Source organism: Paenibacillus sp. sptzw28 (genome assembly GCF_019550795.1).
Lineage (GTDB): Bacteria > Bacillota > Bacilli > Paenibacillales > Paenibacillaceae > Paenibacillus_Z.
Map to the genome: position 1 here is coordinate 2,938,853 of NZ_CP080545.1, position 21,685 is coordinate 2,960,537.

13 protein-coding genes and 2 pseudogenes are annotated in these 21,685 nt (G+C 48.6%); 9 read left to right on the forward strand and 6 right to left on the reverse strand.

Features of this window, described 5'->3' with window-relative positions; translation table 11 throughout:
• The first annotated feature begins 128 nt into the window (after positions 1-128).
• Positions 129-935, forward strand: coding sequence for a DUF2935 domain-containing protein (locus KZ483_RS13120; RefSeq protein ID WP_220353426.1), 807 nt, complete (start codon positions 129-131; stop codon positions 933-935).
• Between the two features lie 67 nt (positions 936-1,002).
• Here the strand turns inward: KZ483_RS13120 and KZ483_RS13125 are convergent, their stop codons facing one another.
• Positions 1,003-1,347: a hypothetical protein gene (locus KZ483_RS13125; RefSeq protein WP_220353089.1), complete on the reverse strand. Its 345-nt coding sequence runs from the start codon at positions 1,345-1,347 to the stop codon at positions 1,003-1,005.
• A gap of 443 nt (positions 1,348-1,790) precedes the next feature.
• Here KZ483_RS13125 and KZ483_RS13130 point away from each other — a divergent pair, with 443 nt between their 5' ends.
• Entirely contained in the window at positions 1,791-2,618 is an 828-nt protein-coding gene (locus tag KZ483_RS13130) for an MBL fold metallo-hydrolase (protein WP_258881681.1), read from the forward strand.
• On the opposite strand, the gene KZ483_RS13135 is transcribed toward KZ483_RS13130, so the two are convergent.
• Positions 2,608-4,515 carry a terpene cyclase/mutase family protein gene (locus KZ483_RS13135; protein WP_397376173.1) on the reverse strand — a complete coding sequence of 636 codons (1,908 nt, stop codon included), beginning with the start codon at positions 4,513-4,515 and terminating at the stop codon, positions 2,608-2,610. The two genes, KZ483_RS13130 and KZ483_RS13135, sit on opposite strands and share 11 nt — an antisense overlap.
• Positions 4,516-4,568: 53 nt before the next feature.
• Positions 4,569-6,236: a GMC oxidoreductase gene (locus KZ483_RS13140; protein ID WP_220353095.1), complete on the reverse strand. Its 1,668-nt coding sequence runs from the start codon at positions 6,234-6,236 to the stop codon at positions 4,569-4,571.
• A gap of 183 nt (positions 6,237-6,419) precedes the next feature.
• Here KZ483_RS13140 and KZ483_RS28495 point away from each other — a divergent pair.
• Together KZ483_RS28495 and KZ483_RS28500 are read left to right on the forward strand one after the other, a co-directional pair.
• Positions 6,420-7,145, forward strand: a pseudogene (locus KZ483_RS28495) (ThuA domain-containing protein); the annotation flags it as partial.
• 30 nt (positions 7,146-7,175) lie between these two features.
• A pseudogene (locus tag KZ483_RS28500) lies at positions 7,176-8,204 on the forward strand (aldose epimerase family protein); the annotation flags it as partial.
• A gap of 10 nt (positions 8,205-8,214) precedes the next feature.
• On the opposite strand, the gene KZ483_RS13150 reads toward KZ483_RS28500, so the two are convergent.
• The 3 genes from KZ483_RS13150 to KZ483_RS13160 all read right to left on the reverse strand — a co-directional run bounded on the left by KZ483_RS13150 (position 8,215) and on the right by KZ483_RS13160 (position 14,499).
• Positions 8,215-10,857: a PAS domain S-box protein gene (locus KZ483_RS13150; protein WP_258881682.1), complete on the reverse strand. Its 2,643-nt coding sequence runs from the start codon at positions 10,855-10,857 to the stop codon at positions 8,215-8,217.
• A gap of 547 nt (positions 10,858-11,404) precedes the next feature.
• Positions 11,405-12,592, reverse strand: coding sequence for a glycoside hydrolase family 88 protein (locus KZ483_RS13155; RefSeq protein WP_220353097.1), 1,188 nt, complete (start codon positions 12,590-12,592; stop codon positions 11,405-11,407).
• Positions 12,593-12,624: 32 nt separating this feature from the next.
• Positions 12,625-14,499: an ADP-ribosylglycohydrolase family protein gene (locus KZ483_RS13160; RefSeq protein ID WP_220353099.1), complete on the reverse strand. Its 1,875-nt coding sequence runs from the start codon at positions 14,497-14,499 to the stop codon at positions 12,625-12,627.
• A gap of 324 nt (positions 14,500-14,823) precedes the next feature.
• Between KZ483_RS13160 and KZ483_RS13165 the strand changes: the two genes are divergently transcribed.
• From KZ483_RS13165 to KZ483_RS13185, 5 genes are all read left to right on the forward strand, one after another.
• On the forward strand, positions 14,824-15,774 hold the full coding sequence (locus tag KZ483_RS13165; protein ID WP_220353100.1) for a carbohydrate ABC transporter permease: 951 nt from the start codon (positions 14,824-14,826) through the stop codon (positions 15,772-15,774).
• A 17-nt stretch (positions 15,775-15,791) separates the two neighbouring features.
• Positions 15,792-16,622 (forward strand): carbohydrate ABC transporter permease, encoded by an 831-nt coding sequence (locus KZ483_RS13170; protein ID WP_220353101.1) that lies wholly within the window; start codon positions 15,792-15,794, stop codon positions 16,620-16,622.
• 24 nt (positions 16,623-16,646) lie between these two features.
• Positions 16,647-18,209, forward strand: coding sequence for a response regulator transcription factor (locus tag KZ483_RS13175; protein WP_220353102.1), 1,563 nt, complete (start codon positions 16,647-16,649; stop codon positions 18,207-18,209).
• A 62-nt stretch (positions 18,210-18,271) separates the two neighbouring features.
• Positions 18,272-19,933: a sensor histidine kinase gene (locus KZ483_RS13180; RefSeq protein WP_220353103.1), complete on the forward strand. Its 1,662-nt coding sequence runs from the start codon at positions 18,272-18,274 to the stop codon at positions 19,931-19,933.
• Positions 19,934-20,021: 88 nt separating this feature from the next.
• Positions 20,022-21,482, forward strand: a complete 1,461-nt coding sequence (locus tag KZ483_RS13185; protein ID WP_220353104.1) for an ABC transporter substrate-binding protein — start codon at positions 20,022-20,024, stop codon at positions 21,480-21,482.
• Positions 21,483-21,685 lie beyond the last annotated feature (203 nt).

The window sequence follows — 21,685 nt, forward strand, 5'->3', positions numbered from 1 at the left end:
CGCGGGACGTCTTTTTTTTGTTCTGATAAAATTCGGTCCAGTGAACGTACAGTCGGATGCACCTAATTGGGCGAGAGCACATAAATTGCTACTATCCAGGTGACAACGGAGAGGTGTGTATTCCGATGATGACAAGAGAACCATTGCAGGATGCCCTGTTTGAGCATCGATTTTGGCTGCAAATTTTGGGTGATCACGCCCGGTTTATCAATGATTCGCTGCCACCGAAGGAGCAGGGGGATATCCGGGTTGCAGAGCATTTCATTCGCCAATTCGACCAGCTCCTCTCAGTTGCGCGAATGGCCGACGCGGGGGGCAATCTTGATACGCTTAACCGACAAGCCTATCAATTAACAACTGAGCTTAGGACCTTCAAGCTGGATTTGCTCAGAAGAATGCTGCTTGGAACGGTTACGGTGGGGCTGACGCCTACTTTCATCAATCATATGGTAGATGAGCTTGAGGAGTACTGCAGAGTGTTGGAGGCGCTTCTTGCAGGACAGCCGGTGCCCGTCTTCAATCCTCTGCATCATGACCTGCTCTGGCTGCTTGATGCTTCCGGTCACGCGGGTGCGATTATACTCGGGCTGGATCGGGTGGAACAGCCGCTGATCAAGGCAAACGAGCAATTTGAAAAGCAGTTCCAGGCGCTTTATTTGAAAGCGGTGGAGATGGCGGGGTATATGAGAACCCAATTAGCGGATTTTCCGGCGTTCCGGTTTTTTCATAAACAAATCAATCTGGAAATGAAGCTTTTCCGGAAGTTCCTTGCGGAGCTGCTCGAAATGGATCTTAATGCCGAGATGCTGGACCGGATTACGCCGCTGATTCCCGATCATATGGCGCGAGAAGAGTGCTATTATCTGATTAAGCTGGCTGCCTCCGGACTCGTGCCAATGCCCGGGTGTGACCCGACAAAGCCGAGAGTAGAATAACCGCAGAGAATAAAACCGGCTTCGCCTCTCTTCAGAGCGGCGAAGCCGGTTGTCTTATAACACGGTTCTATTGTTGTTGAAGGTTCCGCTGCTGCTGCGTGAGAAACTGGTTTTGATTGTATGCGTTGAAATTCGCTTGTTCTGCATGAACCGATTGTTCCAGTTGTCTGCAAATTTGCAAAATTTGCTGCATTTGATGCATAGCGATTTGATGTCCGTGAAGAGCGGATTGAATGTTTTGAACAGCTTGCTGCTCGCGTTTAGCAAGTTCTTCAAGCTGCAGCGCATTTTGGTGCTCCTGCTGTGCCATTTGCTGATACATCTGAGATGCTTGCTGGGTTTGGCTCATCATCTGCTGGATGATTTGCTCACACTGAGCTACTTGCTGGGAAAGATTGTTTTGGTTAAGCATGTTTGCCTCCTAAAAGTTTTGTCTGAGAACAGTTTAAACCGCAGCAAAGTACCGGTATTACATTTACTTTCGCTGCGGTTCCAGGGAAGAAACAAACTACGCGGTCTGACTCGACAAGAACCGGCATGGCGAAGATAGCGCGCCAAAGCTCGGACCCGCGACAGCTGGTTCTTCTTTCCTTGCACTATTCTAGGGCTAGTTTGGATCTTTTATACATCAGAAGAGGCCGGTTTTTAGATTTTTTCTTTCTGTCCCGCAATGCCGGACAGACTAGAGAACTATGAATAACGGTCAGAAACGGGCATGAAACTGCATGGGGGCGGGGCTGCAGCTCATTACCCGTTAATTACTTAGAGACAGTTTGCTTTATAATTAAAGCATCTACTCTTTAATCAGAAGTGAGAATGGAGGCTGAAAGAATGATTACCCTGCAAAATAACTCTGTGACATTATTTCAAAGTAATCTTTATATGACGGTATCGGCTGTCATTCAAACGGAAGATTTGGTCGTGGTCGTCGATCCGGCATGGCTGCCGCACGAGGTGGAGGAAATTCGGAATTATACATATACGATTTTGAACGGACGCCCGCTGTACATCCTGTTCACGCATTCCGACTATGATCATATTATCGGTTACAAGGCTTTTCCGGAGGCCATCGCGAACGCCAGCGAAGCTTTAAAAACCAAAAGCGAAGAAGGGAAAGTGGCGGTTGTGGAACAGATCAAAGCGTTTGACGACGAGTATTACATTATTCGCGGCTACGAAATTGCTTTTCCCGTTGTCGATGTATGCGCGGCGAAAGATGGAGATGCATTTGTTCTCGGCAGTACCCGCTTGGTGTTTTACCCGGCGCCGGGTCATAATGACGACGGGATGTTTACGGTTATTGAGCCGCTTGGACTGCTTATTGCAGGTGACTATTTCTCGAATGTGGAGTTCCCGTACATTTATTTCGACAGCGCTTTGTATGAGAGGAGCATATTGAAGTTGGACGACATCATAGCTCGGCACGATATCCGGCTGTTGATTACCGGGCATGGCGATTCTACGGACCAGAGAGCCGAAATGAAGCGGAGGCAATCGGATTCTTTGGAATATATTCGCGCAATGCGCAGCTATATATTAGCCGGTGATCAAATACGGATAGACGGGCTTATCGCAAATTGCCGCTTTCCCAGAAATATGAGAAAGTTCCATAAGAACAATCAACTGCTCATTCAAAAAGAACTTGAGTCTCGCCTCGGCAAAGATGATGGAACTATGCTTTAGCATTGTATTTAAGACGATAATTGGAGAGGGCAAGCAGCGGCCATACTAGCGGATAGCTCTCATACCGCGTATAGAAATGTCCCGGCAAGCCTGCGCCGGTCGGATAGGAGGAGGCAAGTCCGTCCGAGCGGAGGCTGCGCAAAATAAAGTCAGCTGAACGCTTCACCGGTTCGAGCGGCTCGTCGTTCACCGCTGTTAGCGCGTCTAATGCCCAGGCTGTCTGTGATAATGTTGAAGACGATAGGGGAATAAAACGCTTTACGCGGTCGCTTCCGCATGATTCGCCGAAGCCTCCGTCGCTATTCTGGACAGCAAGCAGCCAGTCCGCCGCCTTGCGAATTTTCGGATGATCGGGCGGCTCGCCGACTGCGGCCAGTCCCGTCAATGCCGCCCACGTTCCATAGATGTAGCAAACGCCCCATCTGCCGTACCAGGAGCCGTCCGATTCCTGATGCTTGTAGAGCCAGTTCACGGCATTCCGAATAAATCGGTGTTCATTCGAGAGTCCGGCTGTCCGGCCCAAATATTCGAGAGTCCGTCCCGTTAAATCCGCAGAGGAAGGATCTGTAGCCGCGTCTGCGGCCCCGTCCAGCGGCAGCCAGGAGATGAGCGGGTTATCAATATTGCGCTCAAATGCGGCCCAGCCTCCGTCTTTATTTTGCATAGCCAATAACCATTGCAAGCCGAGGTTGCTCGCCTTCCTATAGTCCGCGGCGGCCCCCAGTTTATTAATAGCCCGCAATGAAGCTGTCGTATCATCGACATCAGGATTTATCGTATTAATGTTGGAGAAGCCCCAACCACCGGGAATCGGATGTTTCACGTTCAATTGCCAATCGGCGGTCTTCGTATGCTGCCGCGAGAGCAGGAAGCGGCCGGCGTGCTTAATCGACGGATGTAAGGGGGATAATCCGGCCTGCTGAAGCGAATGACTGATCAACGCCGTGTCCCACACGGTGGATGTTGCATTCTGCATGGTAAGCCGGCCGTGATCGGGCCAGAGAAAGGATTCAAGACCTTGAATGGCTCTCGCGATTACCGGATGGTCACGCCGGTAACCGATCGACCGCAGGGCATGCACCATCAGTATCGTGGAGCTCGAGTAACTGTACAGCGTACCGTCCGCTTCAAGCCGGCTGAGCATATATTGTTCTGCCCGCCGCGCGGCCTGCCGCTGAATATTCACGGAGTTGAGCGACTGTTTCATCTGCTTGAACCAGTTGTAATCATCCGGGTGCTTACGAACACTAAAATGTTTGTCCCAGTCGAATAATTCGCTGCCTGCGGGCAGCTGAAGCATGCGAAGCCCTGGTAGCGGTGATACCGACGGCGGCTTGAATACCGGCTTCCGGTGTCCGAGCAGCAGCATCGGCGCCATGTGGACGCGGGCATAACCGGAAAATTGATAGAAATGCAGAGGTGATGAGCGGGGAAGCATCATTATGGAAAGGGGGACCGGAAACCATTTCGGCCATGGATATTGTCCGATGACGGCAAGCAAAAATTTGGTCATCAGGCTGTCGATACGGGATAGCCCGCCAAGCTCTTCGATGGCGCTTCTCGCTTCTGCCATAAACGGCTCCGATGCATGAATGCCTGCATGTAACAGTGCGAAGTAGCATTCCAAGCTCGCCGATATATTGGCGTACGGCTCATCCGGATAGACCCGCCATGCTCCATCATCGCGTTGACCGGCGAGAATACGCTCTGCTAGGGACGAGATTAATTTCCCTTTGCTCAGGCCAAGCGTTGTAATGAGCATTATGGTTGCAGCGTCGGACATCATTCCGCTCTCGATAAATCCAAGTCGCCAGCTCCCATCGCGAGACTGGATATTTAATAAACGGTCCACGAGTTCGCCGATTCCGGAATTCACTCGCTCAAGCAAAGAAATCACCTCATTTCTGAAGCCGAGGTTACGAGTAATGTATTGAGTGAGGCATCTGCTTATTATTCGAGCATCTGTCTGACTATGTTATCTGCCGTTCGGATCGCCATAGCTGTGATTGTCAAGGTTGGATTGGAAGCTCCCATTGAGGGCAGAATGCTGGCATCGGCTATATAAAGACCCGGAACGCCGTGAATTTGTCCGTAAGGATTCGTTGCCGAGGTCTCCGGATCATTCCCCATACGGCATGTTCCGGCTTCGTGGTTATCCGTACCAGGCGGCATCAGACATATGGCGGGAACGCCGTTCATTGTGGCGAAGTTTAATTGCATCGCCGAGGAAGCGCGCACCAATCCCGCCGACATTTGCTCCAAAACCGCTTCATCCCGTGCACTGTATGAGAAATTCACTTGCAATTCGGGGACCCCGTATTCATCCCGTCTGTCAGGTTCAACAAAGACCCTGTTTTCGTAACGCGGTTCAACCTTTCCGGAAGCGCCGAAAAAGCTGATCCTCCATTCATTCTTAATCGGCTTTTTCTCGTAGTGGTAATCAAAATATTGCTCCGGTCCTTGAAGCTGCAGCTGATAGGGGCGGTCTTGAGTCTCCGGTATCATAATCCCCAATACTCCCAATGGCTCAGGGAAATTCGTCGTATTTACGCTTGCCGTAGCGACCAAATAGGAATGGTTCATGAGGTACCTGCCGATCGCTTTCCCCGGAATATTAGAGTTAAGCAGGATGCGCGGGGTTTGTAATGCGCTTGCCGCCAGTACCACGTTCTTGGCCCTTATGATGTGGGATTTCTTATCCCGGGTCATTACCCGGACGCCTGCCGCTTTACCGTCCTCCGTAATTACCTCCGCCGCATAAGTGTTAACGGCCAGATCAAAGGTACGCATGCTTAAAGCTCTTGCGAATAACAGTATTGTGCTGTAAAAGACATTGGAATTCAGCTTGCCGTATCGTGTCTGGGCAAGGTTGGTGGCAGTCGGAATATAGTCCGCGTTGTAAAATCCATTTTCTCTAAGTCGCTTCAGAAGGATTGACGTAATCGACGAGTCTCTCGCATAGTCTGTAGTCACATTCATGATTTCTTCGGCGATATTGTAATAAAGATCCATTTCACTAATCGAAACCGGCCATTGCGCGATTTCAAAATCTACCATACGCGGAGTGATGGCTCCCCAAAGTATCGTCCTTCCGCCTAAAGCATAAATCAGCTTCGCGCCCGAATATTCGGGAAGTCTGTTCCCGATCAGATCGGTTATTTCAGGCGGTGCAAACAGACGGAAGCTTTCACCGTCTATGGTAGCTATATTGGCGACATGAGTGGGGACGTAAAGCTCACCCCGCTCCACGATTCCGATCCGTTTTTCATTGTTCCCCCACTGTTCGCATAACCTCCAAAGCGCTGCTCCGCCACCCGCGCCCGATCCGACAATGAGGACGTCGTATTCATTCTCAGCCATTTGTTCGGCGGATGTAACCGGCATCCAGCTGTGAAGAAATTGCTCCTGGGGCACAGGCGGACAGAAAGGAGCAACGACTCTGTGCTCCGCGGCCGCGGTTGGCCTTGATTCAGAAGGTATATTAACCCGAAGGCCAGAGATCATCAAATAGGGGCTGGAGATTTGCGGGTTTACCGCCATCAATTGATCCAGTCCGATTTGATATTTATTTGAAATATTAAAGAGAGTATCTCCATTCCCGGCGACATAGACCTTCAAAAATTTCACTTCCTTACTTGGGTTTGAAAAAAAGTACGCTTCCCATATTTATGTGAGTGACGCATATTCTATACGATAAAATATTGCCTAAGTGGTTTTTCATAAGGGAGAAACATATATATCCTTAAAAAGAAGATGGTGATCGCGCGCATGGAAATCAGTTGGAAACGGGGCGTTATGCAGATGAAAACGATAAATGTGACCATCTGGAATGAATTTATACATGAAAGAACGGAACCTAAGATTGCCGCCATTTATCCATGGGGCATTCATGAAGCGATTGCGGCTGGAATCGGAGCCAGCGGATTTCGTATCCAAACCGCTACATTGGAACAGCCGGAGCATGGACTCTCGGAAGAGGTCCTGAACCGTACGGATGTATTGATCTGGTGGGGGCATTTGGCTCACGAACAGGTAAGCGATGCGGTTGTAGATAGAATTCAAGCCAGGGTTCTGCAGGGAATGGGGCTGATCGTCCTGCATTCCGGACACCGATCGAAAATATTCCGGAAATTGATGGGTACTACTTGCGATCTGAAGTGGAGATCGGATTTCGAGCGCGAAAGATTGTGGGTCGTAGACCCGTCCCATCCGATAACCGAAGGAATCGGCGAATACATCGAGCTGGAGAAGGAGGAGATGTACGGAGAGTTCTTTGATATCCCGGCTCCGGAAGAGCTAGTGTTTATTAGCTGGTTCCAGGGAGGGGAAGTATTCCGCAGCGGATGCGGCTACCAAAGAGGACTTGGGAAAATCTTTTACTTTCGGCCGGGAGATCAGGAATATCCAACATATTATAACAAGGAGGTATTACGGGTTATATCGAATGCGATACGTTGGGCCGCTTCACCGCATGGGGCGGAACCGGTGTACGGCAATACGGCTCCGATAGAGCAAATGCCCTCTAAAATCGTCAAACAATATTTCGGCCAAACCCCTGATGGTCAGAGTGTATTTCTATATATCTTGAGTAATATCAACGGTATGCAAGCCGCCATTACGAATTACGGCGGTATAATGGTCAGCCTGAAAGTCCCCGATCGCAACGGAATCCTAGAAGATGTCGTGCTGGGCTATCCCACACTGGACCAGTACGTGAGAACTGGCAACAAGTATTACTATGGTGCGATAATAGGCCGCTATGCGAATCGAATTGCAGGTGGCCGGTTCACCCTTGACGGAGTAACCTATCAACTTCCGGTAAATAACGTAACCAACATGCTGCACGGCGGTATAAGGGGATTTGACAAGAGAGTTTGGGAAGCCGAGGAAGTATACAAGGATGGAGAGGTCGGTCTTGCTCTTAGTTATCCAAGTAAAGACGGCGAAGAGGGGTTTCCGGGGAATCTGGCGGTAAAAGTGATCTATACGCTGACTAACAACAATGAGCTCAGGATCGACTATACCGCCGTAACCGATAAGAAAACAGTAGTAAACCTGACCCAGCATAACTATTACAATCTGGCGGGAGCAGGGAACGGTAATATCCTCGGACACATTGTGACCATTAATGCCGAGCGGTTTACGACTGTGAATGCTGACGTTATACCGACGGGTCAATTGCAAAGTGTCGCAGGAACGCCGCTTGACTTTCGTAAACCGGTATCTGTCGGGTCAAGGATCCATTCGAACCATCCGCAAATGCAATTTGCATCGAACGGCTACGATTTCAACTATGTACTGGAACAAGACGGGCGTCCCATAGTGTTCGCCGCAGGAGTTTATGAACCGCAATCCGGCCGTTTAATGGAGGTTTATACATCTGAGCCTGGCGTTCAATTCTATACCGGACAAAGGATCGATGGAGATATCGGGAAAGACGGGAAGGTTTACAATCAATATGCCGGTCTCGCTCTGGAGACGCAGCACTTTCCGGATTCGCCGAATCACCCGAATTTCCCAAGTACGGAACTCAGTCCGGGACAGACCTACAAGCAAACTACCATATATAAATTCTCCTCCTTATAATGGCGTGGCATTAAGCAAAAAACTTTCGAATCATATTACTAACCGTCTTATTGTTGATCGGTTTGCTTATATATTCGTCCATCCCGGCAGCGAGGCATTTCTCTCGGTCACCCTTGAGTGCATTTGACGTAACGGCGACAATGACGGGACATTTTTCAGGTGTGAGCGCGTTTTTAATAATTGATGTCGCTTCGAATCCATTGATAAGAGGCATGTGCACATCCATAAATATAATATCATAGGATTCCGACAAAGCCTCTTCAATCGCTCTGCTGCCATTCTCCGCGATAGTGAGGCGGTGCCCCTGGTTATCAAGCATTTTGATCAGGACCAGCTGGTTGATTTTGTTATCTTCGGCGATTAAAATATTGAGTGGCCGTAGAGGCTTCATCTCCTCATAATTCAGCTGAACGGCAGCACTGGCAGGTTTCTTTACTAATTTCAGAGAAACGCTGAATAGAAAGGTAGCTCCTGGATCGTCCGAGTGCTCAATCCATATATCTCCGTCCATCAGGTTCACAAGCTTCTTGCTGATCGCAAGACCAAGGCCCGTTCCTTCCGATGTTCGTGTCATAAAGTTATCCAGCTGAAAAAACGGCTGAAAAAGTTGGTCGCTCTTTTCACGGGGTATGCCGATACCCGTGTCTTTTACCTTAAAGATTAATTTTACCGAATGACCGTTCTGCGACAGTTTTTTGACAGAGACTGAAACACCGCCTGAATTTGTGAATTTTATTGCATTTCCCACCAAATTAATCAGTACCTGCTTCAGCCTTTTTTCGTCGCCAAGAAGGCGTGGCGGCACCTCTTGGCCCAAGGAGAATGAAATTTCAAGCTTTTTTTCATGCGCTTTGGGCATGAGGAGGTCGACCGCTTCAAAGATGCAGTTTCTGATATCGATCGTTTCCTCGACCAGCTCCGTTTGTCCCGAATCAATTTTGGAAAAGTCCAGAATATCGTTAATGATGCGAAGGAGCGTTTCTCCGCTTTTACGAATAATTTCCAGATATTCTCTTTGCTGCGCGTTCAGGGACGTAGTCTCCATGAGAAGATCCGTCATACCGATCACGCCGTTCATTGGAGTGCGAATCTCATGACTCATCATCGCCAGAAATTCACTTTTAGCTTTGTTTCTCGATTCTGCAGCTTCCTTATCAATGATCAGCCTTTTCTGATCTGTTATATCCTTTGCAATAATATAATAGCCGACGTTTCCGTTATTGATAAATATAGGGGCGATGGTCGTCAATACTTCAACCGCATGACCGTCCTTATTAATAATCCTATCGATGCTTTTTTCTACCGAGGCATCTTTTAAAGAAGTTATTAAAAGCTCTTTGACATTACTATTCGGGACAAAACGGGAGAAGCTTGCACCCTGCATTTCCTGGATCGAATATCCTGTTAATACCTGGGCCATCTTGTTTGCATTAATAACGCATCCATCCAAATCTAACGAAATTACGGCATCGTGGTTATATTTTTTGAGTGACGTGTATCGTTCGACTGTTTCCTGCAGCTTTAACTCGATATTTTTGCGTTCCGTAATATCCTGAACAGTTCCTTGAATCTTAAGAGGATCACCTGTTACCGCGCGGGAAACAACTCCGCGAATGTGCAGGTATTTGTATGTGCCATCCGTGTGTATGATACGGTACTCAAAATTCAAATCGTTAGTTTTAAGCGCTTTTTCGATTTCCTTTAGAAACTGCTGCTTAATTTCGAGGGGGACCAAACCCGTGATATGATTAAACCCTTCATTATCTCTGGGTATATTTGCGATTTCATACAAATAGTCGGAGAAGATCGCCTCCTTGTGAAGGATGTCCCATTCCCAACTTCCGATCAAGGCGGTACGGTGGGCTTCCGAGATGATATTCTCGTTCTTCTTGTGCTGGGAAATATTGCTTCCCATATTCAAATACATTTCATCGTTCAGCTTCATTCTTTTTATATCAAACCATAAGTATTTTCCATTTTTGTGCCGCAGTCTGAATTGCTGAGCATACTCTCTTGTTCCTTTGTTTTCCTGCAGCCTATGTAAATCTTCGGCATGGTAAAATGAACTTTCCTGCATGCCGGTTATATTTTCTGGCCAATAACCCAATAGCTTCCGGAAGGAAGGGGAGGAATCAAGAATGCTGCCATCGGTTGCAGTCGTAAAGAGAACATCCTGTGAATGTTCGGAAATAAGGCTATACAGCTGCTCTATTCTATTGAATTTCTTTTCAGCCTCTTTCGTTCCGGAAATATCAGTCACTTGAATAATAAAATACGATTCCTCGTCAACTGCCTCCTCCTCGACTATTGAGATTATAATTGAAGACCATATGATGTTTGTATTTTTATGAATAAGACGAACCTCGACTGCCGAATGCTGCCGCTGCAGAAGATGTTGAACCTTATCAAACCGGTCCTCCGGGTGTATCAGGTCATAAATGGTGAGCTTAGTCAGCTCCTCGCTTGAATAACCGCAAATTCGATTCAAAGCCTCATTCGCCTTAATCCAATTCCCGTCAGACTTGATCAGTGCAATCCCATTGAATGAATTGGTAAAAAGGCATTCAAATAAGGATTGATGATTTATTTGCAAACTTGGCATAATGAAGTTCACATCTCCCCAACATATGATAAAATGCCATTCTTTCAGCATCGACTCTTGAAATATATCAAAGCAAAAAGCCGTTTCTTTTTGTTACCCTCTCTATTTAAACTGAAACAAAACGTAATAAAAACCGGGGGGCAGCATAAAAAAACGGGGCTGTCCCATAAGTCATCAAAGATAACGATGAGACGGCCCCTCGTTTTTAATTTGGGTTAAACACAGGGAACTGCGCGGGTCGAATGTTTTTACGATCGATGTTGTTCGGGGATTCCTTGAATGGATGAGCTAACTTGGGAATCCTCGAACAAAGGCGACCGCTGACGCTTCTCCAGAATCATTCGACCTGCTCCGTTTTGGTTTAACCTCATTCTCAAAATAGAACACAAAAAGAAGCCATTCCTTGTTAAAATGTTGGAACCACCCTAAAACCCAAACAAAAGAGAGGCTTGCCCGAACTCGGGGTGGCGGAGGACCAAAAAAGAAAAATGGCTGCGCTGTTTTAAGTACCAGCATAGCCATTTTACTTGTATAAAGAAGCGTTACGTTGGGTTAAACCGATTTGATTCTACCGTTTTGAGACGGCCTCGCTTTGATGTTACCAATACGATCTCCAGTCCTTGAGCAGCCTGACTAAGGCTTCAAAATAAAAGTAGTCTCCCCAGATTGTGCATTCGTCGATTCCCATCCCCCGGGGCTTATTATAAACGGCATGCTTCAGGATTCCATTGGAGCTGGAATTAAGGACGGTAGAATAGTTATCGGTCAGCGATTCAATAATGCATGCTGCCGCATTCTCATAGATTCGTTTGGATTGATCCGTCAGCGGCAGATGCCTGGCGAGCTCAAGCATGCCGCAAGCTGCAATTGCGGCGGCGGAACTGTCCCTTTCCTGGTCACCCCGGGTAAAGATCAAATCCCAGTAACAGACCAAGTCTTCGGGGAGACGGTTCAGAAAAAAGTTTGTCAGCTTCTTGGCCAATTCCAGCAGTTCCTGTTCACCTGTATAAATATAACTGAGAGCAAAACCATATAAGCCCCAAGCCTGCCCTCGTGACCAGCAAGAATCGTCTGCGTAGCCCTGGTGCGTTTCTCCGTGCTTCGGCAGCCCGGTATCGATATCCATGAAAAAAGTGTGATAGGTAGAAGCATCCTCCCTTACGATTAGCGAGGCCGCTTTACTGACGTGTTCGGATGCGGCAGAACTGTAGCGGGAGTTTCCCGTCTCTCCCGATGCCCAATACAGCAAGGGCAAATTCATGCAGCAATCAATAATCATTCTGCCTCTTTCATTCGGATCGTTCAAGTCGCCCCAAGCCTGGATAATGCCGGCACGGGGGTGGTAACGCTCCATAAGTTGGTCCGCTGCCTTTAAGGCGGAGTCGGCCGCTTCCCGGTTTGCGGTCAGTTTATAGGAAGCTACACACGATAGAGTGTAGAGGAACCCCAAATCATGCGTATTCGTATGAAAGCGGCTGTCGATTCGCTGCTTGAAGCTGTCAACTTGAATTTCTGCCGCCCGCAGATATTTATCGTCGCGGGTCACCTCATAGGCAAGCCACAGCATCCCGGTCCAGAATCCGGTGGTCCAATCGGTGTTCTCTGTCGCGGAATATACGAGCCGATGGCTAGCGGGCGCAGGAAACCGGGATGTAAACACATCTAAATTAGCGTCGATTCTGCCGAGTATGAATGCAATCGCGTCCTTCACAAAAGCATGATTCACACGGCTTGGAAAATCGAACCTTTCTCTCCGTTCAAGTTCTTCCATTATTACGGATTTCATCGGTCTCTTCCTTTCTACCACGGGTCCGCTCACTATAGAGGAGGACCAAACAAAATGTCGGTAAAATAATAATACGGGCCGGGCTGTTTCGTCTGTCCGGTAGAAACCGGCAGTACATAAACCTCCAGCGGGTGTGCGCTCTTGGCCGCGATAACCTCCAGCTCGTAGCTGCCGGACTCCATACTAAGTTCAGTGTATTGTTCAACCGGAGCCCGGTGAAACGCGGGCATGAACTCGGCATTTTCGTCGAAAGACAAGAGCTGCTTTCCGTTCAGATTGACGGTAGCCCGGCAATTCGCGGCGACGATCAGTCTGATATCGCGGACTTCTGGAACAACCATTCGGGTGACGGCCCGGTATAAACCTGTCTGATCCGTACCGAGCGTCGAATGCCAATCGATTCGATTGCCGGAAACGGCAGCTTCTCCCTGAAGGGACTCAGGCCCTTCCAGCAGCCAATGAGATGCCGCTATGAGCGTAAATGGTACTTTTATCTCCGCCCACTGCTGGACATCGTGCAATCGGGAGATTCGAAGGCTGCACTCATACGACGGCATGAGATCGCCGGAAGAAGTGACGCGAAAGGTAAAGGGAAACGATTCCCCCGGCTCAAGCGCAGCCGTAAGCGCCTCTTCGCATTTCCAGCGCCCTGGTACGTCTAAAGAAAGACGCGCCTCCCATCTTTCCGGGGAGTGATTGGTCAACGTAAAAGAAAGTTGTTTCTGATGCGACACGCCAATAGCGGGTCCCCCGGCTCCATAGCTCAATGTCAGCTCCAGGCCGAGCGCCTCGGCCGAATTTTCCGGAAGCAGCCAGCGGTTCCCGTTTACGCTGCGCGTCCATATATCGCGGATTTCCTCATCAGCCGTTCGGGCAGTTCCATCCAGATTGGTCGGCAGCTCACAATGGATGATTATATCCGCATCCCAGGCGGCCAATACTTTTCTTCCCATGCGGATAGTACGAGCGGTTAATTCATGCAAATTCCGCGGTATATCGAAGCCTTTAACGGGCTTACTGACCACGATCCCGTCCCCGAGCGGATCCGTCCATTTTAGCGGCAGGTTCGTAAGGCCCAGTATCATTCCGAGAATAGCGCCGAGCGTGGCTGCAGTGCAGTCCGTATCATAACCGCAATTGACAGCCTTCAGGATCGCATCCTCGAAATCATCGCCATAAAGCCAGCCGAGAATAGTGAAAGCTATGTTTTGCGGGGCGTCGGTAAAGTTGTCGTTCCCATGATGCTTGATTATCATCTCCCTCGCAGTCATCCAATCAATGCCTTGACTATGCCATGCGAGCAGGTCTCGGACCGCACGAGCCGTTCTGCAATTATCGGGAATGTACCCGAGACCGATAGATATTAAGCGATCGCGATCCTTCTCGAAGAAAATCGCGCTTTCTATTGCTGCGAAGAACATCTCACCGTATACGCCTTCTCCGCCGGCATGATCGACGATCGCGTCCTCGTATGCGTACCGGACGGCAAGATGCGGGCACCCCGGAGTAACCATCGCCCAGATCTCGGAACGGATGGGGGAACCCATGCAGTGGGTGAAGGGGTTGTTAAATGAACCGGATACGGGGGCTTGAAGACCTCTCCTTAAATTGGCGAGCGCATAGCCGTATTCGTCGAAAGGGAAGAAAACGTGCTCTACCCATTCCTGTCCGAGCTCCTTGGCGGTCAGCATTGGCCCGTATTGTTCAAGAGCATGGAGCCAAACGAGCTGCAGATCCAGATCGTCGTTTTCCATCGGCCCGTCGGGAATAACCGGATAGAAGGAGAGGTTGAGAAGTTCTTTGTTGCCTTCGTCACGGGCTCCGAGTGCGCCTCCGATATTTTTCCCCAGCCAACCACCATAAACGCAGCGGTAGTAGTCGTTTTCATTCAGGACTTGAATACTCATGGCGTTCCCCCTAAGCTTAAATTTCAGCTCATTATAAAGCATGCATATCTTTTGCGCATCCCCCTAAACTTCATAAATACTGAGTCGAATCCGTATTTCGTGATGATAGATAATCAGCTCCCGCAAGGGCTACATAAGCTGAGCCTTATTCAGTGCTTACACCGAATAACCTTCAGTATTTATTGATTTTGAGGGGGGGACTCCCGGTGAACGGGGGTGATATAATGGGGATGCTTCATTACGATAAGCTTAGAAGTCGGAAATTATATTAATATTATGGTTGATTGTGGAAATTAGAATATGCTTGTAAAGGAGTACACTACGATGAAACAACAGGCGAGCCTGACAAAATCAGAAACGGCAATCACCCGGCAAGGAAGTAACAATCTCCTCAAACGTTTTTTCGCCAAATACGGAGCCGCTTATCTCATGCTGCTCATCCCCGTATGCTGTTTCGCCGTTTTCTCGCTCTATCCGATCATGTGGGCCTTGAAGTATGTGTTCTACTTCTATGACGGATTCAATCAGGAGCGGTTTACCGGACTGATCAATTTCCAGCGGCTGCTGAACGACCAGCTTTATTGGCAGAGCTTGTGGAAGCAGGCATTGTTCGCAATGAAAATTTTGCTTGAACTCCCGCTTGCTTTTGTTCTGGCGTTGCTGCTTCACACCCGCTTAAGGGGGAGGAATTTTTTTCGTGCGGTATTCGTTATGCCGTTTATACTCCCGGGTACGACGATTGCCATGGTTGTGTATATTCTGCTCAATCCTTATAACGGTGGAATCAATCAACTGCTTCAAGCGCTCGGCCTGATCGATCGCCCGATTGACTTCCTGTCGAGCGGATGGATGGCGTTTCTTAGCGGGATGCTGCTGGACGCATGGCAAAATTTCGGTATAAACATGCTGTTCTTTCTGGTTGGATTAAGCAGCATTCCCAAGGAGGTCTATGAAAGCGCGGATATCGACGGAGCCTCAGGGTGGAAAAAAATACGCTATATTTCGGTGCCTATGATGGGACGCATCCTGCAAATTATTCTGTTCCTGTCGATACTCGGATCGCTGAAATCGATCGGACCCTATCTGATCCTGACCAACGGCGGCCCCAATAATGCGACGGAAGTCACGTTTCTGTTCATTTTCCATCAGTTTTTTGGCGGTGAAAGCGGCAGCAATTATGGTTACGGGGCCACTGTTGCGGTTGTGACCGCAATATTTTTGCTCATTTTATCCGTTGCCTACTTTAAAATGACAAGACGTATGGATTATCATTAAAAGGGAGGACATTTCCATTGAAATCGTTTCTTGCTGCGGTAAAATATACGTTCTTGACATTAACCGGCTTGGTCACGATCATGCCGATCCTATATGTAATCTTCAGCTCCATGAAATCCAATCAGGAGCTCATATCGGGCGGCAGTTTGCTTCCGAAAGTGTGGACGTTCGCCAATTATAAGGAAGTTTGGGAGGAACTGGACTTCTCGCTATACTTCTACAATTCCGTAATCTTTGCTACTGTTACTTCAGTACTGGTCGTATTTATGGGCGCTATGTCGGGATACGTATATGCCAGAACCGATTTTCCCGGGAAACGGCTGCTTGCAATACTCGTGATTGGCGTTATGTTCATCAGCCTCGGACCGATGACCTTATATCCGAGATTCCAGCTTGCGGTAGATTGGGGACTTGCGTCCAGCATCTATACAATGCCGATTGCCGCTATGTACGGTCTCGGAGCCAGCTTATTTCTATATGAAGGGTTTATCAAATCCCTCGGGAAAGAAATCGATGAAGCGGCGATAATGGACGGGGCCGGTTATTTCAAACGTTTTTACCAAATCACTCTGCCGCTTATGCTTCCCATCACCTCAACCTTTTTCTTGCTGGAATTCGTGGCGGAGTGGAACAACTACGTGTATCCTTTAATTATGAGCGCCGGTAATCCCGACATGAAAACGCTTACGGTCGGAGTTGTCGAGCTGCGCAATATGGGGAATGGAGCCGCCGCGTGGAACCTGCTTATGGCGGGATCATCCATCTCCATTATACCGGTGCTGCTCGTATTTATAATCATGAACCGGCAGATCGTAGAGGGGCTTTCCCAGGGAGCCGTCAAAGGATAACCTGCAGCAAGTGGAGGAGGGCTTATGTATAAAGTATTGATCGTTGATGACGAGAACTTTATCCGGGAACGGCTCAAAGAGATGATACCTTGGCACGAATACGGACTCAAAGTAACCGGTCTGGCGGAGGACGGCGAAGAGGCGCTGCAAATTATGGAGCGGGAGGAGCCTGATATCGTCATAAGCGATATACGAATGCCGGATATGACCGGCATTGAAATGATCGGCAAGGCGAGATTGCGTCATCCGAAGGCTCATTACATCATCCTGAGCGCTTACGGAGAGTTTGAATTTGCCAAAAAAGCACTGCAGCTCGGTGTTACCGATTACCTGCTCAAGCCGACCCAGCCGGATGAACTGCTGGAGGTGCTCATGAAGCTGGTCGATAGGCTGGATTTGTCAAGGCAGAAGAAGGAGCGGGATAAACGTACCCAAACTTATTTGGAATCGATCCGCTCGCAATATATCCAGGAGCTGATTTTGGGCAATCATCCGGGTTACGGCTGGGAGGAGGATTGCGTCAACGTCGGATTGGAATGGCTGCTGGAGGGTAATTTGCGTTTGCTTCTTGTTTCAATGGAGAAGGCAGGATTTCAGAAGGATCTTGAAAGTTTCAAAACCGCGCAATTTGCTGTACAGAATGTCATGTACGAGGTCATCTCCGGGTTCCGGGCAATGTGTCCTGTCCGCCTCTCCGTCGGGAGATGGCTTCTTGCTGTCGGTGAAGGGGCTTCCGATGAATGGCTTATGAGCTTCTCCGGTAAGCTGCGCGATACTATTGCCCAATACACGAAGCACTGGGTTCATGTCATGATATCCGAGACCGGAGAGAATGTGCTCGATTTGGGGAGGCTTTTCTGGGAAACGGAGAAAACAATGGAATATATGGGGGAAGATCCGAACGAGCCTATAAGATGCATTCATCCTTCGCAGAAAGAACTGGCATACGGTCAGTGGAGCAAGCCAATGCATCAGCTGATCACCTGGATCGCGGAGGGAGAGACGGATTCGATTGTTAATTGGCTGAATGAATTAGGGACGTCATTTCTCAACTGGGATCTCGAATCCGCACAGCGATGGTGTTTCGAGTGGTTATTTACCCTGCGGGAGCACCTGCAGCATAACGATACCGGCAGCGCGGGGACGGCGAGACCGGATGCGGACGGACTGCGCATGCGGATCGCCAGCCAATATAAGAACAAGGAATTGCTGCAATTTTTCCGACAGGAAATCCACCGGATGATTAAGCGCCGCCATGGAAAACGTCCGCACCAGCTGATCAAGAAGGCGATACAATTCATCGAGAAAAACTATAACCAGGATATACATCTGGCAACGATTGCAGAGGAATTGTGCATGTCGCCGGTGTATTTGAGTGAATTTTTTAAAAGTCAAACAGGTGTCACATTCCGCAGTTATCTGCTGCAGGTTAGGATGGCCGAGGCGATTCGTTTGCTCAAGGATCCTACCGTCAAGGTATATGAAGTATCCTATCAGGTAGGTTACGGGAAAGTGGAGCATTTTGTGAAGTTGTTCAAAAAGCAGTATGGGATGACCCCCTCGGAATACCGGGGGGCTTTGGTATGATAAGACCCGGATTACAGTTCAGGAGTCTTCATCAGAAGATTTTTTTGTTCATCTTTTTTTTTATGCTTATTCCTTTAATTGTGGTCGGCGCTGCCAACATCGTCTTAACCTCCAATATATTCACCAAGCAGCTGGAACAAAGCTCGGATATCATCCTGTCCCGTACGGCTACGGAAATCGAACAAATTTACCGGGAGTTCGAAACCGCAGAAAGACTTTTTGTGCGGGATGAAGATTTTGTTTCCACTTTCGAAACATCGGATATCCCTATCGTCAAGCAGGTTGAAGCCGCGAATCAATTGCAGCAGTATGTGACGAAAGTCCAATATATCAATTCCGGATTTCGGGTGTCGGTCATCGTGAACCGGCCCCATTACTTAACTAAATACGGTCTTCCCGTGCGCAGCGACTGGGCGCTATTGAGGGCGCTGGAGCCTAGCGGCGGGGAGTTCAAACGAGTCTTCGTCATCCGGGAGGATTCCAGCGGCCGGACATTCAACTGGCTCGCGCCCTTTGGCGATGTTGTGAGGCATGAACTGTACGGCTGTCTTGAGATTCAGATCCCCTATAACACTTTCGTCAAAATTATGGCCGAACCGCTGAAGGTGGGGCAGGTTCAATACTTGGCCACCGACAAGGAAAGCCGCACCATCATTCCGGCTAACGGCGCTTCAGCCGGTACGTTAATCAAACCCGGGCTTATCGCTGCAATCAGGCAAAGCGAAAGCTTCCCTTACCATGATACTTCCAATTCCGATAATTCCTACTTTATGAGGAAGATCGGCGACGAGTGGATGTTAATCGGAGAAATTCCGCGAAAGCAAATCCTTTCTCCGTTGAACAAAGTGAATCAGTGGACCATCGGAATAATCCTTTCCCAGATCGCTCTTACTTCCTTGCTTGCGGCAGGGTTGGCGCGTAACTTTTCACGGCCGATTCAGAGGTTAGCCTCGCTCGTCATGAGAAAGAAGAACGAGGGGGCGGACATCTACATCCCCCAAATTGCGCGCAGGGACGAAATTCGGGAGCTGTATGACGGGATTCGCGAGCTGCTGATGGAAATCAGGCACGAACAGATTCAGAAGAGGGAATATCAACTGAGGCTGCTGCAGTACCAAATCAATCCGCATTTTCTGTATAACAGCCTCGATACGATCCAATGGAAGGCGTTCGAACACAGGGACCGGGATCTAACCGATATGATACGAAATCTGAGCTACTTTCTGAGATCGGGGCTGAATCAGGCCGATATCGTATCCGTCCGGGATGAGCTAATGCATTTGAACAGCTATATCGCCCTGCAGAACATTCGTTATGAAGGACAATTTACCATTTCAGTATCCGTGGATGATGGATTAATGGACCAGCAGATTACGAAAATCTCGCTGCAGCCGCTTGTGGAAAATTCGATCATGCATGCAATGAACCGTCATTCAGGCGGCACCCGAATTGAAATTAGGGGAAAGCGAACCAGTGCGGACACGTTCGTTCTGTCGGTATTCGACGACGGTCAAGCGCTTGATCTGGAAAGGGTTATCCGCATACTCGAGAAGCGGAATCCTGATCCGGCCTCCTTCGGGATACGAAACGTGCATGAACGTATACAGCTGTATTTTGGCGATAGTTACGGGCTGTCGGTAAGGAAAACAGACTCAGGGACCAGCTTTGATATAAAACTTCCATACTATGGACCGGGAACACAATTTCCCTCAGTTAATCAGTAAATCTTGAATTTGAGGGGTTTAGCCGGACAAGCGAACCCCTTTATAATAGGGACGTAGTGCAAAAGGCACATATTGAAGGGGTGAATGTATGCGGTTTAGGAAAAGCGGATTAGCGGTTTTGAGTGCCCTCTTAATCGCCTTTTCGGTCGGCTGCTCGACCGGATCCGATACGAAAAACCAACCGGGCACACAAGGCAATACCAACGCAAACAAAGATGTCAGTAAAGAGGAGAATACTCCGAAGGAAAAGGTCGTCATCGAGGTGTGGTCCAATACCCGCCACGATAAGGATGTCCGGGAAGCGATGATCAAAAAGTACAATGAAACCAATACCGACAATATTGAAATCGCTTACAAAATTTTCACCGACAATTATAACGATCAGTTAAAGCTTGCGCTCAACGCCGGGAAGCTTCCGGATCTGGCCTATAATTTCCCGAGTTCAATGGCTGATGCCGATTTCAATCTGGATTTGACAAGCTTGATTACGCCAGAGATCAAAGAAAGATTCGATCCATCCGCTTTCTTCGTCGCTCCATGGGCCAAGAATGGCGAGCTTACAGCCGTTTCCGAGAACATAACGAATTTCAAGCTTGTTTATAATAAGGACTTGTTTAAGGCGTCAGGCCTTGATCCGGAGAAACCGCCTACAACTTGGCAGGAAATGCGTGATTATGCCAAGATCATTACGGAAAAAGGCGAAGGCAAGAAATTCGGCTTGGGCTTGCCGCTCAAGCAGACCGTTTTCTGGAATTACTATGTTATCCTGCCTGCTGCACGGTCTGGTGAAAGCCTCGGCCGCGGCGGATGGAATGCAGTAACAGGCAAATATGATTTCAGCATCTTCTCCAAATTTATCAAATGGTGGGTCGATGTGAACAAGGACGGCAGTATTTTCCCGGGAATAGGTACGTATGACAACGATATGATCCGGGCTCAATTCTCCGAGGGCAATGTCGGGATGCTATCCGCGGCAACATGGGACATCGGCGTGTTCAACGATCAGTTCCCGGCCAAAATCGATTGGGGTGTAGCTGAATTCCCGACATGGGAAGGAAAAGTCCTTGGCGGAAACCCTTACGAAACGGGCAACGGATATAACATCAATAAAAACACCAAGCATTTGGAAGAAGCCAAGAAGGTATGGGAGTTTCTGATTTCCGATGAAATGTTCGTCGAGCTTGCGAAGAAAGGTCTCGGTACATTTACAAATATTGCGGCTCAGGATAAAGCGATCCAGCCTACGGACCGCAAAGGAGTCACCGGGTTCCTCATCACGCCGCCAGCCACCGATTATCCGCGTGAACCAAAGCTCGATTTCTCCGTGATGAACCCGCCTCCGAAGGTTGGGAATCTGGATGTGAACAAGGGTTCAGTGCTGTTTGATGTCATGAATCAGGCCTTCTTAAGCGGCAAGGAAGCCGATATCGATAAGCAGCTGAAGGACCTGTCGGGTGTATTCAACGAAATCGTCGATGCCAATGTCAAGGCGGGCAAAGTGGATTTAAGCAAGTACGTTAAGCCCGATTTCACCCCGCTTCAAAAGTAGGCTACGCTCCAAAAGCTGGTTCGGATAAATTATATAAAAACAACACTGCACCGATGCTTAGATGGTTAATGGATGAGTCAAAATCCGCCATTAAACCATCTAAGCAAGGTGTCTTTTCACTGAAAATAACGAATGGAAGTCGGACATCACGAATGAGCCGGTCACCTCGCCGGAAGGCAAGCCGGTAAGCCGAGAAGAATTTT

Excerpts from the sequence above, each read along its gene's own strand:
- KZ483_RS13120 (WP_220353426.1), top strand. The coding sequence starts at position 129 with ATGACAAGAGAACCATTGCAGGATGCCCTGTTTGAGCATCGATTTTGG.
- KZ483_RS13125 (WP_220353089.1), bottom strand. The coding sequence starts at position 1,347 with ATGCTTAACCAAAACAATCTTTCCCAGCAAGTAGCTCAGTGTGAGCAA.
- KZ483_RS13150 (WP_258881682.1), bottom strand. The coding sequence starts at position 10,857 with ATGCTGAAAGAATGGCATTTTATCATATGTTGGGGAGATGTGAACTTC.
- KZ483_RS13155 (WP_220353097.1), bottom strand. The coding sequence starts at position 12,592 with ATGAAATCCGTAATAATGGAAGAACTTGAACGGAGAGAAAGGTTCGAT.
- KZ483_RS13160 (WP_220353099.1), bottom strand. The coding sequence starts at position 14,499 with ATGAGTATTCAAGTCCTGAATGAAAACGACTACTACCGCTGCGTTTAT.
- KZ483_RS13165 (WP_220353100.1), top strand. The coding sequence starts at position 14,824 with ATGAAACAACAGGCGAGCCTGACAAAATCAGAAACGGCAATCACCCGG.
- KZ483_RS13175 (WP_220353102.1), top strand. The coding sequence starts at position 16,647 with ATGTATAAAGTATTGATCGTTGATGACGAGAACTTTATCCGGGAACGG.
- KZ483_RS13180 (WP_220353103.1), top strand. The coding sequence starts at position 18,272 with ATGCTTATTCCTTTAATTGTGGTCGGCGCTGCCAACATCGTCTTAACC.
- KZ483_RS13185 (WP_220353104.1), top strand. The coding sequence starts at position 20,022 with ATGCGGTTTAGGAAAAGCGGATTAGCGGTTTTGAGTGCCCTCTTAATC.